A 24,800-nucleotide genomic window follows, 5' to 3' on the forward strand; every position below is an offset into this window, starting at 1 on the left:
TATTATAAATAAATTTAAGCAAAAAAATGACCGCTTAAGACTAAGCAGTCATTTAACAATATACAGTTTTTATTATTCTGCTTGTTTTAAAAAATACGTTTCGGCCAGTCCGTTATGTATTCCAGCTAAGTCTATTTGTATTTCATCGATAAAGTCATGCAACAGACCATTTTTAAGTACTCGTACGTCTTTATTTTCTAACTCAACAATTGCATCATCAATTGATTTAATAATTTCTGTTGAGTTTGGCAAAGGTAAAACCAATGCTTTTAATTCATTCATACAAAATAAAATAGATCGTGGGAATACTTTGCTGTGCATCACAAATTCTATTACATCAGCACGCTGTACTCTAACGCCCATTTCTTGGCGATACATTTGATAAGCACTTAACGAACGCAATAAACTGATCCACTGAATATTATCAAACGGCTTCACTTCTTCTTCATTAGTAATTAACGTAGCAGAGCGAATATCTAAAATTCGCGATGTCATATCTGCGCGCTCTATAATCGAACCAAAGCGGATAAAAACATAGCCCTGATCATGATTAATTGTGGCATCTAACGCCCCAAATATTTGATGGGCTGAATCTATAATCTTTTTTAAATAATCAAAACGTCCGCGCTTTGTTATCCCTTCTTTTTGATTATCTTTTACATAATAATAAAGAGAGTTAATTTCTTCCCATACATCTCGCGGTATTACATCGCGAATTGTACGCGCGCTTTCTCGTGCCGAAGTGATTGAGTTTAAAATTGACGAGCTGTTATCACTACCAACAAGTAAATACCTTAATGCTTTTTGTTCAGTAAAATCAGTATGGTTTTCTGAATACGCTTTACGCACACCAATAATATCAATTAATGGCTCCCAACCGGTACATACGCCTTTGGGTAAGTCCATCATCAGTAAATTGTTAACGTTGATTAAACGAGCCACATTTTCCGCGCGCTCAATGTATCGAGATACCCAATATAAAGTTTCGCCTACTCTTGATAACATATTATTTAGCCTCTTCGTCAACAATCCAAGTATCTTTACTGCCACCACCTTGTGATGAATTAACCACCAAAGAGCCTTTAACCATAGCAACACGCGTTAATCCACCAGTGGTAACTTGCGTATCTTTACCTGATGATAAAATAAACGGTCTTAAATCGGTATGTCGACCATCTGGTTTATTACCATCAAATGTTGGTACTGTTGATAAATCTAATGTTGGTTGAGCTACCCAATTTCGTGGGTCCGCTTTAATTTGAGCAATACACGCTTCTTGTTCTTTTTTAGTCGATTTAGGACCAATTAATAATCCATATCCGCCAGATTCATTTGCAGGTTTAACAACAAGCTTATCGATATTTTTAATCACATGGTCGCATTCTTTCGGATCTAAACATTTAAACGTTGGGACATTAGCAAGTTTAGCTTCCTCGCCTAAGTAGTACTTAATCATCTCAGGTACATAGGCGTAAACTACTTTGTCATCAGCAACACCTGCGCCTGGTGCATTAACTAAAGCCACATTACCTTTAGACCAAGCACGCATTAATCCAGGAACGCCAAGTTGGGATTCTGGTAAAAAGGCTTCTGGGTCTAAAAATAAATCATCTATACGACGATAAATAACATCAACTCGTTGTAGCCCTGTGATTGTTCTCATGTATACACAGTCATCTTTTTCAACAACTAAATCGCGCCCTTCTACCAGTTCGCAACCCATTTCTTGGGCAAGGTAACAATGCTCAAAATAAGCGGAGTTAAATACCCCAGGAGTAAGTACCACGACTTCTGGTTTATCTTGTGGACGAGGCGACATTGCCGCTAGCATATCAAATAATTGTGAAGGGTAATCATCAACAGGTAAAATCGATACTTGCTCAAATAATTCAGGGAATACACGCTTCATTACAGAGCGATTTTCAAGCATATAAGATACACCAGAAGGAACACGCAGGTTATCCTCAAGCACATACATTGTACCGCTACCATCGCGTACTAAATCTGAGCCACAAATATGCGCCCATATCTTATTTGGCGGGTTTATTCCCACGCATTGCTCGCGAAAGTTAACTGATTTTTCTAGTAACCCTTTTGGAAAAACACCATCTTTTATTATTTTTTGGTCGTGGTATAAATCATCTATAAAAAGGTTAAGCGCTTCAACACGTTGCTTTAAACCAACCTCTACGCTTTGCCATTCTTTTTTACCAATAGTTCGAGGAATAATATCAAACGGCCAGGCTCTATCAATCATATTACCTTCGTTGTAAACCGTGAAAGTAATACCCATTTCTTTAATTGCTAAATCAGCAACCGCTCTGGCTTTTACTAATTCTTCTGCTGATAAATTAGCAAAAAATTGTGCTAATTGTGTTCCATGCGATCTAACGTTTCCTTGTGCATCAATTAATTCATCAAAGAAACCTTTTGTTTGGTACGCTTTCCAATCAATTTTCATACACTCTTTCACCTTATCCATCATCATATATGACGTAGTTAAACTGCTATTCCATTCGAATCATATCAACCGCTACATCAAGCAATTGACTACCGCCACCAAATACCACTCCTTTTAAAGGAGTTACGTCAGAAAAGTCTCGCCCTACGGCTAGAGTAATATGCTGATCGCGTGGTAAAACATTATTTGTTGGATCAAAATCAACCCAGCCAAAGTTTGGCACAAATACCGCAAACCATGCATGAGTTGCATCTGCACCTTCTAGCTTTTCTTCGCCTTCTGGCGGCATGGTTTCTATGTACCCACTTACGTATCGACCTGCTAACCCTACGCTACGTAAGCATGCAAGCGCAAAGTGTGCAAAGTCTTGGCAAACGCCCCTTTTTTGTGCAAAAACAGTGCTCAAAGGCGTACTAATTGTTGTAAAACCAGGATCATAATGAAATTCATGAAAAATCCGTGCCATTAAATCTGTGCACGCAGAAATTATATTTTTGTGTGCATCAAACGAAATTAATGCGTATTCCTTAATTCCTTTATCTATTGGAATAAGTTGTGAAGGTAGTACAAATTCAGACGTTTTTAATAATTCTGCCGTATTTGGTTTAACCAATAAATCACGTACTTTTCGCCAAGTAATATCAACACTCTCTAAATTGCTATTAGCGCCGACTAACAGTTCTACCTCGCTGATCATCGTTACTTTAAGTTTTTTATGCTGTATTGCTATTTCAAACGCTGTTACCTGATTATTAAAATAATCAGTAAATGTTTGTAAGTAAGTCGGAGTAGGTTCAATTTCTATACGACTACTGTGGCATATTTGCCCGCGATTCGTTTTTGGCGTTAATCGCGCTTGGTTTTGACACAAACTAACAAAGTCTGAATAGTTGTATGTAGTCGAGTGCTTTATTTTATATTTCACGATTGAGCTTGCTCAATATTAGTCCAGTTCAATTTATTTGCCGTTTGGGTATGAGAAAAATACTGTAGTAATAATACATCACAAAATGTATCTAAGTTCATACGCGTATTATGGTTAAATTCGATTAACTGGTTACGTTGTCTATTTTCACTTTTTTGTAGGTAATCTTTCTCAGTTACATAACAACTTGTTTTAGATAGTAAAATTGCTTTTTCGTGTGCCGCAATTACACCTTGTCTGCGTTTTGTGGGTAAATGCTTACACAACTTATTAATTTCCTCTAACTGAAATAATAAAGAACGTGGGTATTCAGCATCTAAAAGTAATAGCTCAAGTCCTGTACCAATGGTTTGATACATTCTGTATCGGCGCTTATGCGTAACTAAACTAACTTGGCAACTTAGTACTGCTTCAAGTAAGCCAAGCTCTTCGGGCTCGTCTAACTCTTTGGTTAATAAAGCCGCACTTAATGATGTTATTTGTAAGCTACGCTCTACTCTTCTACCCATTTCGAGTAAAAACCAGCCATTACTATTTGGCATACAATCTGCAATCGAGCCATTAAAAGCCATAATTGAGCCTATAACTCTATCTAGGCTGCTTTGCATTGCACGCGTTGGAATATTAATATTTACATTTTTAAATACTTTAATTTGCTCATTAATATCATCAATTATTCGGCGGCTATCATGAGATAGTAATTCTTGAATTTGCACCGACGCATTTGCAATGTACTTTAATGTATTAATAATACTGCCAGCGCATTGCTCGTCTGCAAGGAGTTGAAAGGCGGTTTCTTTAGACAGATTTACATCAATGCCATCTAGTTTTAAATCAGGTTCTATATAGGGATAAACAATATATTGCGACCTAATGGCATTAGAAAGCCGTGCAACTATACTTTTTCGTATTGAATCTGGGTAAACAGAAAACTCGGTGTACTTGTCTATAAAAATACGCAAAATACGTATCGTGTTTTCGCAGCGTTCTAAGTATCGACCCAACCAAAAAAGGTGCTCAGCCGTACGGCTCGAAATAACCCCTTCGAGTAGCGTTACATCCATTCTTTTTCTAATTGGTACCGGTGGATTATGCTCGCCTAAATCAACTCTATCGGCTGTATTTATCCATGTATCTTTGATCCAACCAGATATTCTCGGATTGTTACTTTTTTCGTTCGAAAAACACAGTGCTGAAGGAAGTACTTCTACGCCATTTTCTGTGGTTAATGCATAACATCTAAATACCACTGGCTTGGAGATTAATTGCCCGTCATGCCAAAATGGTGCACTGCTAAAAGAAGGTTTTTCTTGGAAAAAGTAATTATCGGGTTCTTTGCTAATAAGTAGCTTTATTTCTTGCTCGTCTAACACTCCATCTAACTTGAGTGTAGGGTCTATAGCAGATAGTAGTTCGAGGTTATTCCAATCAACGGCTTGCGCTTCTTTTACACTTAAATAATTTGGCTCACCTAATAACAGCGGTTGTTTTAAAATTTGCTGCGATAACTTTTCTAAGTTGCACTTTATTGAAGGTGACGAGAGCACACCGCTACCAAACGGGTTTAAAACCTTAACCGACCCTTGTCGTACCGATTGTAATAAGCCCGGAATACCATGAAGTGAATATTCAGTTTGCTCTAAAGAGTCAATACAACGATCAGAAACCCAGCGTAAAATGACATTAATTTTACCCAAGCCTTGTAATGATTTTAAACAAACGTCACCACCACGTACGGTTAAGTCGGCGCTTTGTACTAATGTGTAGCCAAAGTAGGTAGATAGGAATGCATGCTCGTTGTAGTTAGGGTCATCAATTCCTTGGGTGAGGATTACAATTCGTGGGTCATCCATATAGTGGGTATATTCATTAATACCCTCTTGGAATAGGTTTAAAAACTCTTTAATTTGCTGAACATTACATTCTGCAAATTCTTCAGCCATTACACGCCTTGCAATAATACGGCTTTTAATTAATAGCCCTAAGCCCAGCGGGCACTGGCAATGATCGCTTAATACTTTAAATTCGCCTGTTGGCGTGCGGTAAACATCTAATGCTGTAAAAAAAAGTGTTAATTCGTTACTAGGTAAACTAAAACCTTCGCGTAAGTAATTAGGGTCTTGAAAAAGCTGCTTTGCAGGAATATGGCCATCAACTAATAGAGTTTGGTCACCGTAAATATCTTGCTGAATTTTATTTAATAGAAGGGTTCTTTGTTTTATTCCCTCTTCGAGCAACGCCCAATCAGCTTTTGATAACATAAAAGGCAACGGGTCGAAGTGCCATTGCTTATTACTTTCATTTTTAATATTGCCATTTTGTAGTAATTGGCTAATTTCTGTAGCGCGGCTACTAACATCATCTGCTGTTAGGCTAGCTAAACGCTTAAATAAAGTATCCCAATGTTCTGGGTTTAAACCACTGTGGTTTGCTAGTTCATCATGTCCATGTGATTTATCAAGGTATAAAGACAACCACTCAGGCAATTCCGGCATCGCGTTATTGTTAATATACAAGCTGAAATTGCTCCAATTTATAGTAAATAGCCGTGTTCATAATGATGCTTTAAAAATATTTAGTCATTCCACTTTAAATAATTTCAAAGTGGAATGACACAACTATCAATTATTATTTAAAGTTAGGCTGCCTGCGTAAATCCAAGGTATTTGGATAATCAGGATTACTACTTTCTTCATCAGGTACCACGTATTCACTTGCGCTTTGCGCCGATTGAAAACTATGCGTAACCGCCGATGGGCTCCAGCTTGGTTCTGCTGATGCAAGTAAAGATGGTGTATGCCCATGCTCCCAAAATCTTGCGACTCTGCGCCCTTCTGCTTCAAATGCATTAACCGGTAGCGTTTCAGGATTACGCCCACCAGCATGGCTCACATGATATACAAAGCCTCCAACTGAACGTCCTTCCCACGTATCGATTAAATCAAAAACTAATGGTGCATGTACGCCAATAGTTGGGTGAAGCGCTGTAGGTGGTTGCCAAGCTCTGTATCGTATACCCGCGACCATTTCATCTTTTGCTTTACCTTTAACCGGTTTAAGCGGCACTCTTCGACCATTACACGTTACAACATAGCGGTCGCTCATTGTTCCTTGTACTTTTATCTGTACTCTTTCTAATGACGAATCCACATAGCGCGCCGTACCCGACGCACTCGCCTCTTCGCCTAGTACATGCCATGGCTCGATTGCGGTTCTAAGCTCAAGTGTAACGTTATCAAGTTCTCGCGTACCACATACCGGAAACCTAAATTCAAAAAATGGATTTAACCAACTTAACTGAAATTGAAAACCTGCTTGTTGTAAATCGCGGCTTACTTCAGCTAAATCGTTTTCTACATATTGTGGTAATAAAAACTTATCGTGTAACTCTGTACCCCAACGTATTAATGGCTTGTGGTAAGGTTTTTTCCAAAACCAAGCAAGTAAAGTACGCAACAGTAGCATTTGCACTAAACTCATTTGTGAATGTGGAGGCATTTCAAAGCCTCTAAATTCTACAATCCCTAAACGACCTGTGGCTGAATCGGGTGAATAGAGCTTATCTATACAAAATTCTGCTCTGTGTGTATTACCCGTTAAATCCACCAATAAATTACGCAGTAACCTATCAACTAACCAAGGCTCAGGCACCTCACCTTCGGGCATATGTGAGAAAGCAATTTCTAGCTCGTATAAAACTTCATCACGGGCTTCATCCACTCGCGGTGCTTGGCTTGTAGGACCAATAAAAAGCCCCGAAAACAAATACGACAAACCAGGATGATGCTGCCAATAGGTAATAAAACTTCTTAAAATATCAGGTCTGCGTAAAAATGGGCTTTGCTCAGGTGTTTCGCCACCAAGCGTTACGTGGTTACCACCACCAGTACCAGTATGGCGACCATCTGCCATAAACTTATCGGTACCTAATCGGCATTCTTTTGCTAAACCATATAGCGTTGTGGTTCGACTGACTAATTGATCCCACGATGTTGAAGGATGAATATTTACTTCAATAACACCTGGATCTGGCGTTACAGCGTATTTTTCTACGCGGCTATCTTTAGGTGGGCTATAGCCTTCAATAACAAGCGGCATTTTAAGTTCTTTAGCCACACTCTCTATACTACTTATTAAACCCATGTAATGTTCAAAATGACTTGTTGGTGGCATAAATATATATAAACGCCCCTCTCTCACTTCCATTACAAGCGCAGTTTTAACCATTTCTTTACCAATAAAGCCCTTTTTAAGCTTTTTAGCTTTGGTAAAATTTTCTGGAATATCAAACGGGTCGCGGTCAATAATATTGCCGCTCCACTCAAGGCTGTCTAAAGGTAGGCGATAACCAAGTGGTGATTCACCCGGTAATAAAAAACAATGACCCCGTTTAAACTCCCACGTACACGACTGCCAACAGTTTTTACTATCGTTCCATTTTAAAGGGAGAACATAACCAACTGGCTTTTCTATCCCTTTATCCATTTTAGCTAAAAAGCCTTTTCGGCTCATTGCATGGAGAAGTTCTGGTTGATCTGGCTTTATTTCGGTAGGTAATGAGGCTTCTTGCCACATGTGATATAAAATATCTTCATAAGCTGTAGTAAGTGCCTTGGTTTCAAGACCAAGTGAGTCACACAGTTTATCAGCAAACTTTTTAGTATCGGTATGATCAAATTTATAGTCTTTATTAGGATCGGCTAATAGTGCGGCATCTTGCCATAAAGGCTCGCCGTCTTTGCGCCAATAGCACGCATATTGCCAACGTGGTAATGGCTCACCCGGATACCATTTACCTTGTCCGTAATGAGTAAAGCCACCTTTTGTGTATACTTTATTCATTTCTACAAATAAATTTTGAGCTAATATTCTTTTTTCTTTGCCATCGGCATCAGTATTCCACTGAGGATGTTCCATATCGTCAATAGAAATAAACGTAGGCTCGCCACCCATGGTTAAATGTATATTTTCTTCATTATAAACATTGTCAACGTGCTGACCTAAGCGATTAATTGCCGCCCACTGCGCCTCAGAATATGGCTTAGTTACACGTGGGTCTTCGTGTACACGCGTTACTTTATTATAAAAGCTAAACTCAGATTTACAGTCGTCTATACCGCCGGTTACCGGCGCCGCCGAGCTTGGCTCTGGCGTACACGCCAATGGAATATGACCTTCACCAGCAAATAAACCCGAGGTAGGATCAAGCCCTATCCAACCTGCACCCGGAATATACACCTCGGTCCATGCATGCAAATCGGTAAAATCTTCTTCTGGACCGCTTGGGCCATCTAGTGATTTTTGATCTGAGGTTAGCTGTACTAGGTAACCCGATACAAATCGAGATGCCAACCCTAAATGACGAAACAATTGTACTAATAACCAAGCAGAATCACGACACGAACCTGTTTTTTTACTTATTGTTTCGTTTGCCGTTTGCACACCGGGTTCTAAACGAATGCCATAACCTACTAATTCATAAATAGCTTGATTAACAGCCACTAAAAAATCAACGCTTCTAAGCGGCTCTTTAGGGTTTAAAGATTCAATTAATTCTTTAAATTTTGGACTGGCTTTGCGTTTTTTTAAATAAGGAGAGAGTTCTGACTTTGAAATAGCATCGTAAACAAACGGGAAGTTTTCGGCGTAATCTTCTAAAAAGAAATCAAAAGGATTAATAACCGTTAGTTCGGCGACCAAATCAACTGTAAAACTAAATTCGGTAGTTGGCTTGTTAAACACCACCCTCGCTTGGTAATTACCAAAAGGGTCTTGTTGCCAATTTATATAATGATCTTCTGGAACTATTTTTAAAGAATAACTTTTAATTTTTGTACGGCTATGTGGCGCTGGACGTAATCGGAATATATGCGGCCCCATATTAACTGACCGGTCGTATTTATACTGAGTATGGTGCGAAATCCCAACTGTAATTGTCATCTATTAATTCCCCTTTAATAATGTATGGCCACAATATAACGCTGAAAATATTATTTGGACTAATTCACTTGTGCAATTTTTATACCAAAAGACTTGCTTAAGTAGTACTGTTCATCCACTCGCGGCTCTTGCACAAAGCAACGTTATGCATAAAGGTTTTGACCTAATTAATAGGAAAAACACACCTATTTAATAAATAGTAAACTTAGTGTAATTTAAACCATCAATTTTAGATTTTTAATGGTGCAGAAAATGCACCAAAATAGTGCTTTAAAATAACTTACAATTAAAGCTAATTAATTTAAAATATTGAAATAAAACAAATAAAGTTAATTTTTAAAAATACTTACTCCGTTATTTATAACGCTAAACGGTTATAATTAAAAGTATTTATTTAGAGTTTAAAAATCATTAAAAATAATCATTAAATAGTAAGAAATAGTTCACAATAAAGCTGCTGTTAAAGTAAGTAACGGTGCTATACTAGATCGATTTTTAACCGCTTACGTTACAGTAAAACTAACAATCTCGATGACATAAAACAAGCAACTTTTAATACATAGATGCTTACTTTAAAGATTAGTTTTGCAGTGGTGTGTTTTAATTTCAAACAAAACAGAACACGTCCAATTTGAAAAACCAGCACACCTCACTAACCTGTTAATTTTTCATTATCATCAAAGCTAAAGGTAATGCAGCACTAGGGCGTATTGTTCTTTGGTGGTTGAATTTGCAGCAGTGTGTTTGGTATTTAAGCAAGGCAGAGTCTATGATGTGTGGTTGTTCCCCATACATAGGCGATAACGCAGCATAAATGCCAAACATGCGCTGCCCCTGGGTTCTTTCTAGGGACGATTGACTCTTTGTTGCTCGGTTTTTACTTAGCCCACTAGGTTACAAACCTCGCGCCGCGATTAAATCGCCCCTAGATTGAACAAATTTCAATCCCAAAAAACAACACGCCCTAGCGTATTTAAGATTTTTTAAATCAACCCAATCTACCTAATAGGATATTCTCTTATGCAAAAGCTAACAGATGTCGGTGAAAACTTAGTTAATGGTATAGCATCTCGTTATAACCTCAGTCACGATGCAGTAATTCACATGTTAGTTAGCGTTAATAACGGCGGTTGCTCAATGGCACAGTTTAATTGCCCAGAACTTGGTGGTTCTGGTCAATGGATGCGTGGCGGAATGACAATGGTTGGCGACATGTTTAACAACGGTTTAAAATCAACCGTTGATAACTTGTGCAACGAACTTGCTAATATATTGAGCAATAACCAAATATTTCCGGTTATTCCTGCAGGATCGCCTGGCAGCAATCAGTGGTGGCCAGGTAATCTAGGCAGCCCATTTAGCAGTGGTGCGCAAAATAATATTCGCTACGCTATATTCCCTAATCGCTTAGCCGTTGAATTAAATGGACAAGTGAGCGTATACGACACGTTAGATCATAATATTGGTGGTGTAAGCCAACAGCAAGGCAATAATACCTCCCTTACATTTAACAGTCAGTGGGGGACAATTAATGTAAATACCCTGCCATTAATTTCAGGGCAAACGCCAACGACTCCAGAACCACAAAAAGACTTTACACAGCAAGTAACGCAGCCCAATTTTGCATCATTAACGCCTAGCCAAATTGAAGCACCTGTTAATAATACAACGGGGCAATACTCGGTAGACGAAACACTTCAAATTATTGAAAAGTTAGCACAACTACGCGATTCAAATGCGTTGAGTGATGATGAATTTAATATTAAAAAGTCTGAACTTTTAAAAAGGATTTAACCACTATCCTCCAATAGCATAACGCTCAATAAAAGTGGTTTATACGGTCTCTTTTTTATTCGGTAACATATGAAAACATTTAAATGTAATTGCACAGAACAACTTATTTTATTTTTTGAAAGCAGCCATTGTTTGGCTTGTGGCAGAACCGTTGGTATAGATGATGAGTTCGACCAAGTTGAACCCTATGAAATTGATGAACAATCGGGTCTATTTTACAAAGCAGAAGCGCCTGACGTTTTTTATAAAAAATGTGATAACAATGCTCAGTACCACGTTTGTAATGGTATGGTTAATTTAGATACATTTATACCCGTTGCCGATAAAGCCGAAGTGCTGTGTTTTTCATGCCGCTTTAATGAAACGGTGCCCGATTTAAGTATTGTTGAACATATTCCATTATGGAAAAAAATGGAGACAGCAAAACGTCGCGCTTTGTATACATTAAAATCATTATCACTCCCTTTAAATACCACGATTCAAGAACCTGAAAGCGGATTAAGCTTCGACTTCATAACTGACCGTAACGTGAGCGATCACTTTGTAAGCCCAATTATAGGTCAAGACGTTGTATTTACAGGACACGACTGTGGCCATATCACTATAAATCTAGCCGAGGCAGACGACGTAGCACGCTCTCAAGCTAAAATAGCGATGGGTGAGCGTTACCGTACTTTACTTGGTCATTTTCGCCATGAACTTGGTCATTATTATTTTGATCAACTAATCGCAAATTCACCAAAAAAACATGCTTTATGTAAGCAATATTTTGGTGATGATGAATTAGATTATCAACAAGCGCTCGATACTCATTACAAACAAGGCGCTCCTGCTAACTGGCATGAAACCTTTATTAGTGAATACGCTACCATGCACCCTTATGAAGACTGGGCTGAAACATGGGCGCATTACATGCACATTATCGATACGCTTGAAACGGCTAAAAACTTCTCAATTACCGGCTCTACAACTGGCAATGAATTTGAGCTAGACGAAGCAGACGAGCTTCGATTGCCACAAAGTGCTTATTACTTTAATTCACAAACACCGATTGATGCTATTTTAGATACTTGGATGGAATTTTCGATCATTCTAAATTCACTAAATCGCAGCATGGGACTTGCCGATGCCTACCCATTTGTACTAACTCAAGCGGTGCGAACTAAGTTATCTTTCATCCATCATGCTATCCATAACAGGCTCAATTTAATGCCTGATTTGAGCATTGGAAAAGTGTAATAAAATAAGCTCAGTCCAAAAAACATTTTAATAAAGAGCCATTTATTCTTGCTATGACTTTTCATGCATAGGTAGGTGGCTTTTTTATGATGAGAAAAAAGCCGTAAAAATAGTATATCCCCTACTTTCTCGCTGAAGCTTTGTTAGCTTGTCACAGCGAGGTTATTCTTAAGTCGACTTATGATTTTTTCTTGGTAAATACTAACTGTAGAAAACTTTTGTATTGAAACAAATAAGTCAGTTAGTTTTTCGTTTGATATATCAGAGATATTAATCCCTTTGTATATAATAGGTGCATTATTTTGTCTGGTTAGATTATTCGACAGTAAAACATTCAATTTTACTGTACGTGCTAACTCTTCTTGATATAGAAAAAATTCTCTTAAATGTGTGCTAACAATATTGGCTGGTTTTGATCTGTCGATCATTAAAATTTCGTCAATTAGTCGATTTAACCTGCTGCGAGACTCTATTGCTTCGTCGAGAATATCTAACCAATTAAGCTTTGTATTTGATAGTAAAGATAAAAAATATACCGTACGTGCTTTATTGTAATTAATAAAAGCAGGCCACATAACATCTTCGCTAGATACTTTAAGTGCTTTATCGAACTGCTCAGCGGCAGATTTAAGATACATACTTACTTCTTCAAGTATTGATGGCTCTATGGTATTAATATTTTTCTGAGCCAACTCTAAACCATCAATCGACAAAATATCTACAGAGTTCATATTTAGCGACTCTCGTAATAAATGCATGCCTTTTTTGTTGTAATACAAACCTAGGTAATTATGGTAAATGGTTTTTGTTACTGGGTTACGAAGAATTGGACCTCTCACATGAAGTAAGTCTGCATGAATATTAAAATTATCATCAGCTACAAAACTTTGGTAAGACACAACAGCTTTAAATAGCTTTATCGTTTCCGTTATTTGAATTGAATTACCTTTACTCACCGAGTGCAATATTTCACAGCGCCTATCAACTTCTGACAAAATTGTATCCATACGCTTTTTATAAAGCACTTTGTTAGTTTCTGATGCATTAAAAACAGCTGGAAATAAAACAATTAGGTCGATTATATATTGCAGGGTATCGGCAAAAAGAACGGCGGTTTCTGACTCTTTTTTTAGTTTATGCTCAATAGAGTCAAAAATTTCTTTCTCTAGTGTATTTTCATTTTGGGACTTAAACTGGTTAATTAACTCTGGAAGTGAGGTTACGTAATTTTCATTATCTAAAATGTTACCTTCCATTTTGCTAATATTATTTACACTATCAATTGATGTATATGTTCTAACAGTAATAAATAAAGCTAATACGGCTATACAAAAGCTTACTGTTGATATCGTAAAGCTTAGTAAATCTTTACCTTCTTTTAAATCATATACCCATACAGCAAGAAAAGCTGAAAGTAGAACAAGTAATAACATTGTAAAATATAACATTTTTGATGTGCGCATATGTCTTCCAGACTTGGGTCGAGCTAACAATCTAATATGCTGATTTATAACAATAAAAACGCAGACTTCACACGCAAACTGAGAGCTATATAACCTCTGTAGAGCACAAGTAATGAAATATCTGCATCACTTTTCCCACTTATCCAGCGCTTGTTTGTCACTTTGTTTAAACTCAACCCAATTTGATGAGTCTTTAAAGTGCTCTTTTTTCCAAAACGTGGCGTGGTTTTTTAAGTAATCCATTATAAATTGTGCGCCTTCGAACGCGGCTTGGCGATGGCAGGACGTTACGCCAACAAATACAATTTGCTCGCCAAGTGCTAAGTAACCAACGCGGTGAATAATACATATTCGCGCCAGTTGCCAGCGAGTTTGTGCTTGCTCTGCAATAGATTGAAGAAGTTGCTCGGTCATACCAGGGTAGTGCTCAAGCTCAAGTGCAATAACGTTATCGCCACTGCTGAACTCTCTTACCAAACCTGTGAAGGTGACAACAGCGCCATCGCTTTTATTATTACTACAAAGCGTATTGTGCTCGTCACCTACATTAAAATCATCGGTTTGTACTTGAATATGTATGCTCATTAGCCACCTGTAACCGGCGGGAAAAAGGCAAGCTCATCCCCTGCTTTCACTATTTCGTCGCTTGATGACATAGTTTGGTTAAGCGCTGCAAGTAGCTCACGCTCTTCCAGCCACGGTTGCCAGTGCGGGTATTGACTCACTAATTTTAATTTAAGCTCTGAAATAGTAAGCGGCTGCGTAATCTCAAGACTTAATTTACTGCACTTTAACCGCTCTTTTAGTTGCCCAAAAAACAATAACTCTACTTTCCCGGCGCTAGATATTGCATCGTTTGGATTAATCGCGTTGCCAACTACCATTTTTGCCCCCTGCTTTTTGAGTAACGCGCATGCCGCTAATTTCCATTAGTGGGTCGGCTGCTTTACACATATCAAACAAAGTAAGGCTAGCCACAGATACCGCTGTTAACGCTTCCATTTCAACCCCCGTTTTACCTGCAAGTTTGCAGTAGCTGGTTATTTTAATTTGGCTGTTTGCTTCATCAAGTTCAAAATCAACAGCGACTTTACTAAGTGCAAGCGGATGACAAAGCGGAATTAAATCAGCGCATTTTTTAGCGCCTTGAATACCTGCAATGCGTGCCACGCCTAACACATCACCCTTTTTGTTTTGATTAAGCATTACTTGTTCAAAGGCAAGCTTGCTCATGCTAATAAATGCTTCAGCTGAGGCATCGCGCAAGGTTACGTCTTTGAGCGATACATCAACCATATTCGCTTGGCCGTTTTCGTCAACGTGACTCAACATACTATTGCTCACGCGATTCACACTTTTTACCAATGGTAATGTGCGGTACAAAGTTACACGGTTTATGCATTGAGTTAAGTTGATCTTTTATTATGCCTGTCCACGCAGTTTTACATGCGCCTGTAGAGCCTGGCATACAAAAAATAACGGTGTTATTAGCAAGTCCTGCCAATGCACGAGATTGAATAGTAGAGTTACCAATTTCGCCGTACGATATGTGCCTAAATAGCTCACCAAAACCGTCTACGCTTTTATCAAACAGCGGCGCAAATGCCTCTGGTGTTGAATCGCGCTCAGTAAAACCTGTACCGCCAGTCACTAAAATAGCATGAATGGTGTCATCGGCTATCCACTGCGATGCCACTGCACGCATTTGGTAAACGTCATCTTTAACTATGTCTTTATCAGCTAAGTGATGACCAGCTTCAGTTAGCGCTTTAATTAAGTAATGACCAGAAGTATCGGTAATCGCATCGCGTGTATCGCTTACCGTCATTACGGCAATGTTTAATGCTATTTGTGACTCAGTTGTGTGACTCATAATATTCTTCTTAATTGATTAATGCTTTGGTCAAAATGCTCATTTACAGCTTTAAATTGCGCCGGTGTATTGGTGTTTATTAATGCGTGCGCTTTATTACATAAAAGCGTTTGCACACCAATGCTTTGGGTAAACTGTTTTATTGATTTATGACTGTTAGCGTTTGTGAGTATGTGTTTTAAATGATTTTTTACACTGCTTGTATTACGAATATACAGCGGTAGTGGTTCATTTTCAAAGTGCCAAGCATGTATTTGTGACTGATTTAATTGATTGCTCACACTTTGTACGTTATTTGACTGAGAAGCCAGCACAATTATGCTTAACAAACTACTCGTAAGTAGAGGCATATCTACCGCAGTAATAAGTAAGTCGTGCTCAGTGGCTATTAATGTGGAATAAATTCCGCCAAGGGGTCCACTATTTGGGTATATATCTTTAACGTACTTTTCTGAGGGATAATCGCTCGGTGAATAATGGTTCAATGACTTGACTGGATTTGTAACGTTGCGACTTATAAGTATGTTTTTAGCGCCTACGTCTTTTAATAAATCACACGCATTGTGTAATAGCGTTTTATTTTTTAAAACTAAATCGGCTTTGTCTGTGCCCATTCTTGATGACTTACCACCAGCAAGCACAACGCCTGTAAAATCTCGCTTAACTTTCATATTAGATTTTATATTAGCTTCCATATTAGCCGCCTAACATGGCTAAGTGAGTTGTCGCACCTGTTAAGCGTTTATCCAGCTCATGGCTTATTTCTTTATTGCCCATAGCGGCTCGAATTGCCTTTACGGTCGCTGCAGTATCGTCCTCGTTGAGTAGTTCGCGTAAATCTATACCTTGCTCTGCAAATAAACATAAGTGTAATTTACCCAGCGCCGACACCCTTAAGCGATTACAACTTTTACAAAAGTCTTTACTGTACGGCATTATTAAACCAATACGACCATCGTAATCAGGATGACAAAATTCCTCAGCGGGTCCGTTTAATTTCCCCCTAACGACTTGTAACCAACCTTGATCGAGTAATTGGGCTTTAACCGTTTGCCCACTTAAGTGGTTTTCTTCAAAAAATGTTGCGCCGTCACCGGTTTCCATTAATTCTATAAAGCGCACTGTAACTTTGTGGTGTTTTACCCACGCTAAAAAATCCTTCAATTGGTTTTTATTAAACTGCTTGGCAAGCACTGCATTTATTTTTATATCTTTTATGCCCAGATCTACCGCGCGTTCAATCCCTTTTAAAATAAGGTTAAGTTTGTCGTGCCCTGTTATGAGTTTAAACATACTCGGATTTAAGCTATCAATACTGACATTAAGCGCATCAAGCCCTGCCTCAGCAAATTCATCAATTTTCTTTAATAAATTAAACCCGTTGGTAGTAATGGCTACTTTTTCTATGCCAGGTGTGTTTTTACAGAGTTTTATAATATCGGTTACGTCGTTTCGCAAGCACGGTTCGCCACCTGTAATGCGTACTTTTTTAGTACCTAGCTCTGCAAACGCATTTACTAGCGTGCTAATTTCGTTTTTATTTAAAAAATTACGCGGCGTATCGCACTGATACCCGTTTGGTAAACAATAACTACAACTAAAATTACATACATCAGTTATTGAGAGGCGCAAATAGTTAAACTGCCGACCAAATTGATCATTAAGCATATGCTTCCTTGTTTGTTTACATTTCAACCGCAACATCAATGCTGCTAGAACCGGCTTTGTAATGTTGTTTTATTAATTGGCTTAATTGCGTTTTACACGAACCGCAGTTCGTCCCACATTTAAGTTCAGACCCCAATTGCTCGACTGTGTTTGCACCGTTTTTAATGCCGTTTATAATTGGCTGCTCTCTTACTTTAAAGCAGCTACACACTTGCACGCCTTGGGTAAATTCTTCATCGGGGGTTGCATAAAGCAAAGACTGTAACTGTGTAAAGGTCAGTAATGGCTCTGCAAATAAATGGTTTATCCACTCAAGTGATATTTCTTTTTGTTCATTAGAAATAACACCAACAAACGCTAATTTATCGTTTTGAATACACTGCACATGCATGGCTTTTGCCGTATTCATAGCCGACCACTGCCCTTGTAAACCAGTCAAGGTTTGGCAGTAATACAGTAAATCACTTTGTGGTTCATTAAGCGCCAATTGGTAATTAAAGCAATTGCTTGCATTAACTTTGAGCCAAAAATCACTGTTTATAACAAGTTCGTTTTTAACAAACAGCTGCATATATTGCACAAAGGGTGCCTTAACTATATTAACAGCGCCGTGTTTGCACTCAGCCTGACCAGATAGAAGGTCAACTACCGATTGATACAACCCACTTACTGTTGCGGATGATGCAAATTGCTTATTCCAATGAATAGGCATAAAGCATTCACCTTTTCGCACCGAATCGGTTACTTTGGCATGCGCGGTAACCTGCCCTGTTTGGGCAATCGCGCTTATTAAATCGTTTTGTTTAATTGCTAATTTACTGGCATCAAGCGGATTAATTTCAATGTACGGGCGTGTAATATGCGATGAAAGCGCAGTGCTTTTACCCGTGCGGCTCATCGTATGCCATTGGTCACGTATACGTCCTGAGTTCATTACAAACGGATAATCACTTGATGTTTGTTGCACAGGTAATTGCGGCGTTATAGGTATAAAACGCGCTTTTTTATCAGCGGTGCTAAATTGGTTATCTGTAAAAACCTGACCATTTTTATAAGGCTTATTTTTAACAACAGGCCACATAATGGGTTTTAAATTATCGTACTGGCTTCTTGTGAGCCCAACTAAACCAGAGAGATTTAATAATCGGCTGCCGTTATTTTCAAAGTCGGTTAATTGTGCCCATTCTTCAAAAATGCCACTTGGGTCTGTAAAATCAAACCCTTCAAAGCCCATTTTTTTAGCTACAGCGCACATAATTTGCCAATCGTTTTTAGCTCCCGAATAAGGCGCTACTAAAGGGCGCTGCCTTGATATTCTGCGCTCTGAGTTAGTTACTGTGCCGTTTTTTTCACCCCATCCGGTTGATGGAAAAGAAACATCGGCAAATTTTAACGTATCACTTTTTGCAATACAGTCAGATACAACCACCAGCTCGCAGGTCTCTAATGCCTTTTTAATAGCGGCGTTATTGGGCAAGCTCACCATTGGGTTTGTTGCCATTACCCACACTGCTTTTATTTTTCCTGCGGCTATTTCATCAAACATATCGATGGCATTGCTGCCTGCTTTTTTAGCGATAGTTGGCGAGAGCCAAAAGCGTTGTACAAGTGATTGATGTGCTTCGTTTTCAATATCTAAATGCGCCGCTAACTGATTAGCCAAACCACCTACTTCGCGCCCGCCCATCGCATTGGGTTGCCCAGTAATCGAAAACGGACCACTGCCTGGTTTAAGTAATTTACCTGAGGCTAAATGTGCATTAATAATGGCGTTGCATTTATCTACACCCGAGCTTGACTGATTTATACCCATTGAGTAAAAGCTAATCGCACTTGGGCTGTTAGCAAATAGCGCGTAAAACTCAGTGACTTGCTCAATTGCTATATCGCAAAAGTCGCTAACTGCCTCACAGCTCCATTTTTGTGCCTCTTGCAGTGCGCTTTCAAAGCCGTTTGTGTGCTGAGCAATAAATTGCGTATCGAGGTGGTTATGCTCATTTAAATAATTAAGTAAGCCGTTATAAAGCGCGGCGTCACTGCCTGGTTTTATATTTAAAAATGTGTCGGCAAGCTCAGCGGTGTCGGTTTTTCGTGGGTCAATAACCACCACTTTCATATTTGGGTTAAGCTGCTTTGCACGCTCCATTCGCTGATACAAAACCGGATGAGTCCATGCTGCATTAGATCCAATTAAAATAAGCAGCTCAGTTTGCTCTAAATCCTCGTAGGTACACGGCACTACGTCTTCACCAAAAGCGCGTTTGTAACCTGCCACAGCAGATGACATACACAGGCGCGAATTTGTATCAATATTGCCTGAGCCTATGTAGCCTTTCATTAATTTATTCGCGATGTAGTAATCCTCAGTAAGTAACTGCCCCGATACATAAAAAGCCACAGCATCGGGTCCGTGCTTTTGTATTATGTCGTTAAATTTATTGGCAACATGGTCGGTGGCTTCATCCCACGTAACGGCTTGGTTATTAATAAGGGGCGACGTTAAGCGATTATCACTGCCTGTTGTGTCGAGCAAATGGGTGCCTTTTACACATAAACGACCAAAGTTTGCGGGATGCTCTCGCATGCCTTCAAGCTTGGTTGGCACATTATTAAAAAGTGAAATATCAACACCGCACCCTACACCACAGTAAGCACATGTTGTTTGTTTTAAACTGGTTTTATTTATAGTTGGTGACGTGTTTGCGGTTGTCATACTGCTCTCTTTTAGTGTGCTTTAATTTATGCAGGCTGTTTTACAGGCTCATTAAGGGTAACTACGTTAATAGTGTTACTTGCTTTAGCGAGCGCGCTGTTTATTACATTTTGAACGAGCTTTTCACACCCTCCACAGCCTGTACTGGCTTTGGTGCTTTGCTGCACACTTGCCAAATCTATGCAGCCTTTAGCGACTGTTTGTTCAATGGTGTGTTTAGTTACTTTATGACAAGCGCAAATAATGGCGTCATCAGGCAAGTCATCGGCGCTTAGCTCTGCTATGTCGCCGGCAAGGGGCATAATGAGCGCTTCGGGAGCGGTGGTAAGTTGAATGTCGTTTAAATGATATTGCAGCAAATTGTCGTAATCGCTGGTATCGCCAACAAGTACCGCGCCAATCAGCTTATTACTTTGTGAGTTAGTGACTATTTTTTTATAAATACCATTGGCTTGGTCTTCAAAGTAATAGCTTATTGCGCCTTCGCTGCGTGCATGTGCATCGCCAATAGAGCCTACTTCAACACCCATTAACTTAAGCTTGGTGCTCATATCGGCACCATTAAATTCATCGGCTTTATTGTCTAAGCCAGTACTTTGCAAAGTACCTTGCTGCGTATCTTGTAAAATATGCCCAACTGCTATTTTAGCCATGGCGTAACCGGGTGCCACTAAGCCAAAAATAAAATTATTCCACAGTGCACATTCACCAATAGCGTATATATTTTTATCACTCGTTTGGCAGTGGTTATTAATTACAATACCGCCGCGCTCGCCTAACTCTAAATTAAACTCGCGGGCTAAATTATCATAAGGGCGAATACCCGCCGAAAATACAATCATGTCTGTTTCAAGGGTTTTGCCACCTTTAAAACACATTTTATAACGGCAACTTTCGCCTTCTACTATTTCCTCAGTTGCTACCGCTGTATGTACAGTAACGCCCAAATCCGTAATTTTGTTTTTTAGTAACCGACCGCCACCAGCATCAACTTGTACACCCATAAGTTGCGGTGCAAATTCTATTACGTGAGTCTGTAAACCCAATTGCTTTAATGCGTTTGCAGCTTCAAGCCCCAGTAAACCGCCACCAATTACCACGCCTACTTTGCTGCCGTGGGCTGAATTTTTTATTGCGTGTAAATCGTTAATGGTGCGATAAACAAGGCAATGCTCGCGATCTTTACCCGGTATAGGCGGTACAAATGGGAATGAACCTGTAGCAAGCACAAGTTTGTCGTATTCAAACAATTCCCCTTTAGCGGTCGTTACAGTTTGCGTATCACGATTTATATCAACCACTTTAGAATGAGTATGAAAGCGTACTTGCCAATCGTCATAGGTTTTATTACATGTAAGTGCGAGGTCGTCTGCGGTTTTGCCTTTAAAAAAAGAGGATAGTTGTACACGGTCATACGCTAAACGGTCTTCACCGCTAAGTACCGTAATTTCAAATTGCTCATCAGCTTGATTTTGAGAAACTAGCTGCTGCACAAAATGGTGCCCGACCATTCCGTTTCCTACCACTACAACACGCTGCTTGCTTAACATTCACCCACCTTAAAGTGATACCTATTTTAGTAATTGACTAAAATTGAAATCGAATAATTTGTTATAGGTTTGTTATAGCAATATGTAAGCCAAATATATAAGCATTTAAAATCAGCAAGTTGCCTACATTGGTGCAGAGGTGAAAAGCATAAAGTCCCACAAGATGGTGCAATTGCACCATCGTGTGTCGCTATAAATTACAAGTGAATATTAGAAGATAGAGAGGGTTAAAATTTAGCGCTCATCCATACCCACAATTTTTGAGTATCGACTTTATTAGCAGCAGTATCGCCCGCTGAGTAATCAGCATACTTAACACCTACTGCGTATTGTTTATTAATAGGTTTAACGTATTGTACGTTTAGTTCACTGCCTAAATCGTCAACCCCATTTGATTGCTCATTAGCATCAAAACTGTGATAAGCCACCAGCCATTTTCCGTCAAACGCTTTACCGTTTAAGCTTATGTAACTGTCGTCCAAACCTTGTGTGGGTGTATTTAAAAACGTATCTGTCCAACCATTAAATTTATGTATCGTGGCAAGCGGTGTTGCAAACCCGTAATCGCCATTATCAGAGCCAAGTGACTCTATGCCAACTTTTAATGTTACTGTTTTTATGCCCAACCCATTTAAATCGACAGCGCCTTCAAGTGCATAGTAATCGGCATCAAAATCACTCACGCTTGTTGAAGCAGACTGCGTTGCATACTCCGCTTTGTAATAAAATTTTATGTCGTTTAGGGTTTTATTACCGTTAAAAGAAACGCCATAAGTATCTAAACTGTCGTCTTGTAGTGCATCGTCACTTAATAAGTAACTGTATAAAACCACTTTACCGTAGTCTGTTTTAAAGCTTGCATTAATTAAATGATCGGACGATTTAATGTCTTTATCGTCAGCAAATATGCGGTTACGCTTATTTAAATAACTGTACTGTAAATCTATGTTATTAAATGCGTAATTAATGGTCGCGGCATCAAAGGTTTGTCTGTCTTGGCGCCAACCTACGTGCCCAACAAAGCGCTGCCCATCAAGAGCTATTATTTGGCGCCCTACTTTTAGCGATAGACCATCGCGGGCATATTTAACAAAACCTTGGTCTATCTCGATGTTTTCTGGGTCTGCAATAACAGAATAATTAGTGTTTTTCCCCACTGTATTGTTGTAATCATCTACGCCCAATAGGCTGCGAGTGTCTTCTACTTCAATAAGTGCTGAAAAACCATTCACCTCGTCTGTTTGATGCGTTAAGCGGGTTCTAAGTGTTAAGCCGCTTGCATCTTTTAGAGCATTTTCTTGATCAACGCTTTCAAAACGCAGTCTAAAATCAAGATCAGTTTGCGCAGCTTGGCTTATTAAAGGCGCAGTGAAGCAACCCAGTATAAAAATAATAGGTAAGTTGTTCTTGTAATTAAGCATTTTGGTTCTCTAAGTTTTAATTATTAATACACATACCAAAGCAATAAATAAACACAGCGAAATACATTTCCACACCATAACTGGATCGCGTTTCATTATTGAACTTTTATTAGCGGTACTTTCTAAATAAGGATTAGGTTTGTTGATATCGTTTATAAACTCAGAAAAAGCTTGGTATCTGAGCTCAGGTTTAGGGGCAAGCGCCTTCATAAGGGCTTGATCTAACCAAAACGGAATATCGGCTCTGTATTTACGAATACTTGTGTAATGCCAATGGCTGTAATCTTTTGGCGCTACGTGGTTAAGTGGCAGTGGTTTATAAGGCAATTTTGAGCACAATAACTCATATGCAATCACGCCAAGTGAAAACAAATCACTTTTAAAATCGGCGTGCATAGTAATAAGTGTTTCGGGTGCGGTGTAGTCGGCAGTGCCTTGCGGGCAATCATCCGCAATTTGTTTAACCGACTCGTCCATAGCCGCAACACTTACTGTGCCGTAATCTATTAGCGTTACTTTACCGTGCGCATCTATCATTACATTATCGAGTTTTAAATCACGATGTACCATATCGAGTCGCTGAAACGCCCTTAGTGCATGTACTATTTGTTCAATAATACTGCGTACTTGGGTTATTTCTGGGTGCGGCACGTCGTGCTTCCAATCACTGAGTGTTTGCCCGTCCATGTACTCACAAATATGATACAAAAAACGACTCTGCGATTGCGTACTTAGCACTTTCATCACGTTTAAATGGTTTATGCGTTGCCCTACCCAGCCTTCTCTTATAAAGCCTTGAAGGTAGTGCACATCGTCTTCAAAATTAACCGAAGGTGCTTTTAAAACCACTGGCGGTATATCGGGCGCTTGTTGCACTAAATAAATGTGCGAGCGACTACTGGCATGTAATTTACGAATAACCGTGTAGTCATCAATTTTTTGCCCAACATTAAGCGCAGGTGGAATTTTTCGTCGTGTTAGCGAATGGTAAAGTTCATCTAACTTTTGCTCGGCAATATTTTCTACTTTTACCAGTAAACAACTTACGTTGTCGTCACTGCCTCGTGCTAATGCAAGTTCGGTAATTGCTTTAGCTGCATTTTCTAAATTAGTGTACTCGTTAATTAATTTAGCTATATCACTACTTGGGAGCACATCGTGTACGCCATCGCAGGTTAATATATAAATATCGTCTGCTTTTAGGTCAACCTCGTATACATCTATTTCTTGATGAAGTTGCGCGCCAAGAGCACGCGTTAGCGTATCGTTTACTTTGTGATCCCGTGTTATTGCCTCGATTTTATTTCCTCGCAAGCGAGTAATACGCGTATCACCTAAGTGGAATATATAACCCGTTGCCGACTTTAAAATAAGTGCTGTAAAAGTCGTCATCCAATCGGCTTGACGCTGACCTAAGTGATTGTAATTAACCGATTGCGAATAAAGCCACTGATTTAAACTTGCTAACACCTTCGACACTGACTTTTTAACCGCCCAACTTTCGGGGGTATTTAAATACTCATTTATAAAATGAGTAACCGAAAGTTGAGACGCTTGTTTAGCATTTTTTGCTGATGAACACCCATCGGCTAAGCAGGCAATAACGCCTTTAGACTCTTTTTCTTGCGCTTTGGTATTGAGAGCTGCAAACGCATCTTGGTTTTCTGCTTTTAACCCTTTAGCACTGTGCCCGCCAAATGAAACGTTGAGTTCATTTTTTAGCGATTTAGCGTGGAGTGTTTCATCAAACATA

General features: G+C 39.1%; 18 protein-coding genes. 2 read left to right on the forward strand and 16 right to left on the reverse strand.

Annotated features, from left to right (window positions below; all coding sequences use genetic code 11):
- Positions 1-72: 72 nt before the first annotated feature.
- From H5088_RS02120 to H5088_RS02140, 5 genes are all read right to left on the reverse strand, one after another.
- Positions 73-1,005 (reverse strand): alpha-E domain-containing protein, encoded by a 933-nt coding sequence (locus H5088_RS02120; RefSeq protein WP_007585221.1) that lies wholly within the window; start codon positions 1,003-1,005, stop codon positions 73-75.
- A gap of 1 nt (position 1,006) precedes the next feature.
- Positions 1,007-2,461, reverse strand: a complete 1,455-nt coding sequence (locus tag H5088_RS02125; RefSeq protein ID WP_024604870.1) for a circularly permuted type 2 ATP-grasp protein — start codon at positions 2,459-2,461, stop codon at positions 1,007-1,009.
- Positions 2,462-2,507: 46 nt separating this feature from the next.
- The gene (locus H5088_RS02130; protein WP_182752099.1) at positions 2,508-3,386 is read right to left on the reverse strand and encodes a transglutaminase family protein; all 879 of its coding nucleotides are present in this window, start codon (positions 3,384-3,386) and stop codon (positions 2,508-2,510) included.
- Entirely contained in the window at positions 3,383-5,902 is a 2,520-nt protein-coding gene (locus H5088_RS02135; protein WP_182752100.1) for a circularly permuted type 2 ATP-grasp protein, read from the reverse strand. Before H5088_RS02135 ends, H5088_RS02130 begins: the two co-directional genes overlap by 4 nt.
- Before the next feature lie 112 nt (positions 5,903-6,014).
- A complete protein-coding gene (locus tag H5088_RS02140) occupies positions 6,015-9,326 on the reverse strand; it encodes a DUF2126 domain-containing protein (protein ID WP_182752101.1) in 3,312 nt (1,103 codons plus the stop codon).
- Between the two features lie 1,020 nt (positions 9,327-10,346).
- Here H5088_RS02140 and H5088_RS02145 point away from each other — a divergent pair.
- Both H5088_RS02145 and H5088_RS02150 read left to right on the forward strand, forming a co-directional pair.
- The gene (locus tag H5088_RS02145) at positions 10,347-11,120 is read left to right on the forward strand and encodes an SHOCT domain-containing protein (RefSeq protein ID WP_182752102.1); all 774 of its coding nucleotides are present in this window, start codon (positions 10,347-10,349) and stop codon (positions 11,118-11,120) included.
- A 69-nt stretch (positions 11,121-11,189) separates the two neighbouring features.
- A complete protein-coding gene (locus H5088_RS02150) occupies positions 11,190-12,359 on the forward strand; it encodes a putative zinc-binding metallopeptidase (protein WP_182752103.1) in 1,170 nt (389 codons plus the stop codon).
- Positions 12,360-12,502: 143 nt separating this feature from the next.
- Here H5088_RS02150 and H5088_RS02155 read toward each other — a convergent pair whose 3' ends face one another.
- The 11 genes from H5088_RS02155 to H5088_RS02205 form a co-directional block, all read right to left on the reverse strand.
- Complete coding sequence (locus tag H5088_RS02155; protein ID WP_182752104.1) at positions 12,503-13,822, reverse strand: hypothetical protein; 1,320 nt, start codon at positions 13,820-13,822, stop codon at positions 12,503-12,505.
- Between the two features lie 126 nt (positions 13,823-13,948).
- A complete protein-coding gene (gene moaE, locus H5088_RS02160) occupies positions 13,949-14,407 on the reverse strand; it encodes a molybdopterin synthase catalytic subunit MoaE (RefSeq protein ID WP_182752105.1) in 459 nt (152 codons plus the stop codon).
- A complete protein-coding gene (locus H5088_RS02165) occupies positions 14,407-14,706 on the reverse strand; it encodes a MoaD/ThiS family protein (protein WP_182695789.1) in 300 nt (99 codons plus the stop codon). The genes moaE and H5088_RS02165 overlap by 1 nt, the downstream gene beginning before the upstream one ends.
- Positions 14,684-15,154: a cyclic pyranopterin monophosphate synthase MoaC gene (moaC, locus tag H5088_RS02170; protein WP_007375236.1), complete on the reverse strand. Its 471-nt coding sequence runs from the start codon at positions 15,152-15,154 to the stop codon at positions 14,684-14,686. The genes H5088_RS02165 and moaC overlap by 23 nt, the downstream gene beginning before the upstream one ends.
- Position 15,155: 1 nt before the next feature.
- Positions 15,156-15,695: a molybdenum cofactor biosynthesis protein B gene (gene moaB, locus H5088_RS02175; RefSeq protein ID WP_182695790.1), complete on the reverse strand. Its 540-nt coding sequence runs from the start codon at positions 15,693-15,695 to the stop codon at positions 15,156-15,158.
- Entirely contained in the window at positions 15,692-16,366 is a 675-nt protein-coding gene (locus tag H5088_RS02180; protein ID WP_404936284.1) for a molybdenum cofactor guanylyltransferase, read from the reverse strand. The genes moaB and H5088_RS02180 overlap by 4 nt, the downstream gene beginning before the upstream one ends.
- Before the next feature lie 25 nt (positions 16,367-16,391).
- Positions 16,392-17,363: a GTP 3',8-cyclase MoaA gene (moaA, locus tag H5088_RS02185; RefSeq protein ID WP_024603705.1), complete on the reverse strand. Its 972-nt coding sequence runs from the start codon at positions 17,361-17,363 to the stop codon at positions 16,392-16,394.
- A gap of 16 nt (positions 17,364-17,379) precedes the next feature.
- Entirely contained in the window at positions 17,380-20,076 is a 2,697-nt protein-coding gene (locus H5088_RS02190; protein ID WP_182752107.1) for a nitrate reductase, read from the reverse strand.
- Positions 20,077-20,102: 26 nt separating this feature from the next.
- Positions 20,103-21,626 (reverse strand): FAD-dependent oxidoreductase, encoded by a 1,524-nt coding sequence (locus H5088_RS02195; RefSeq protein ID WP_024595626.1) that lies wholly within the window; start codon positions 21,624-21,626, stop codon positions 20,103-20,105.
- A gap of 227 nt (positions 21,627-21,853) precedes the next feature.
- On the reverse strand, positions 21,854-23,047 hold the full coding sequence (locus H5088_RS02200) for an alginate export family protein (protein ID WP_182752108.1): 1,194 nt from the start codon (positions 23,045-23,047) through the stop codon (positions 21,854-21,856).
- Positions 23,048-23,056: 9 nt separating this feature from the next.
- Complete coding sequence (locus H5088_RS02205) at positions 23,057-24,799, reverse strand: bifunctional protein-serine/threonine kinase/phosphatase (protein WP_024595624.1); 1,743 nt, start codon at positions 24,797-24,799, stop codon at positions 23,057-23,059.
- Position 24,800: the final 1 nt, after the last annotated feature.

Origin of the sequence: Pseudoalteromonas sp. SR43-3, assembly GCF_014163875.1 — a bacterium.
In the GTDB taxonomy this organism is placed as follows: domain Bacteria; phylum Pseudomonadota; class Gammaproteobacteria; order Enterobacterales; family Alteromonadaceae; genus Pseudoalteromonas; species Pseudoalteromonas distincta.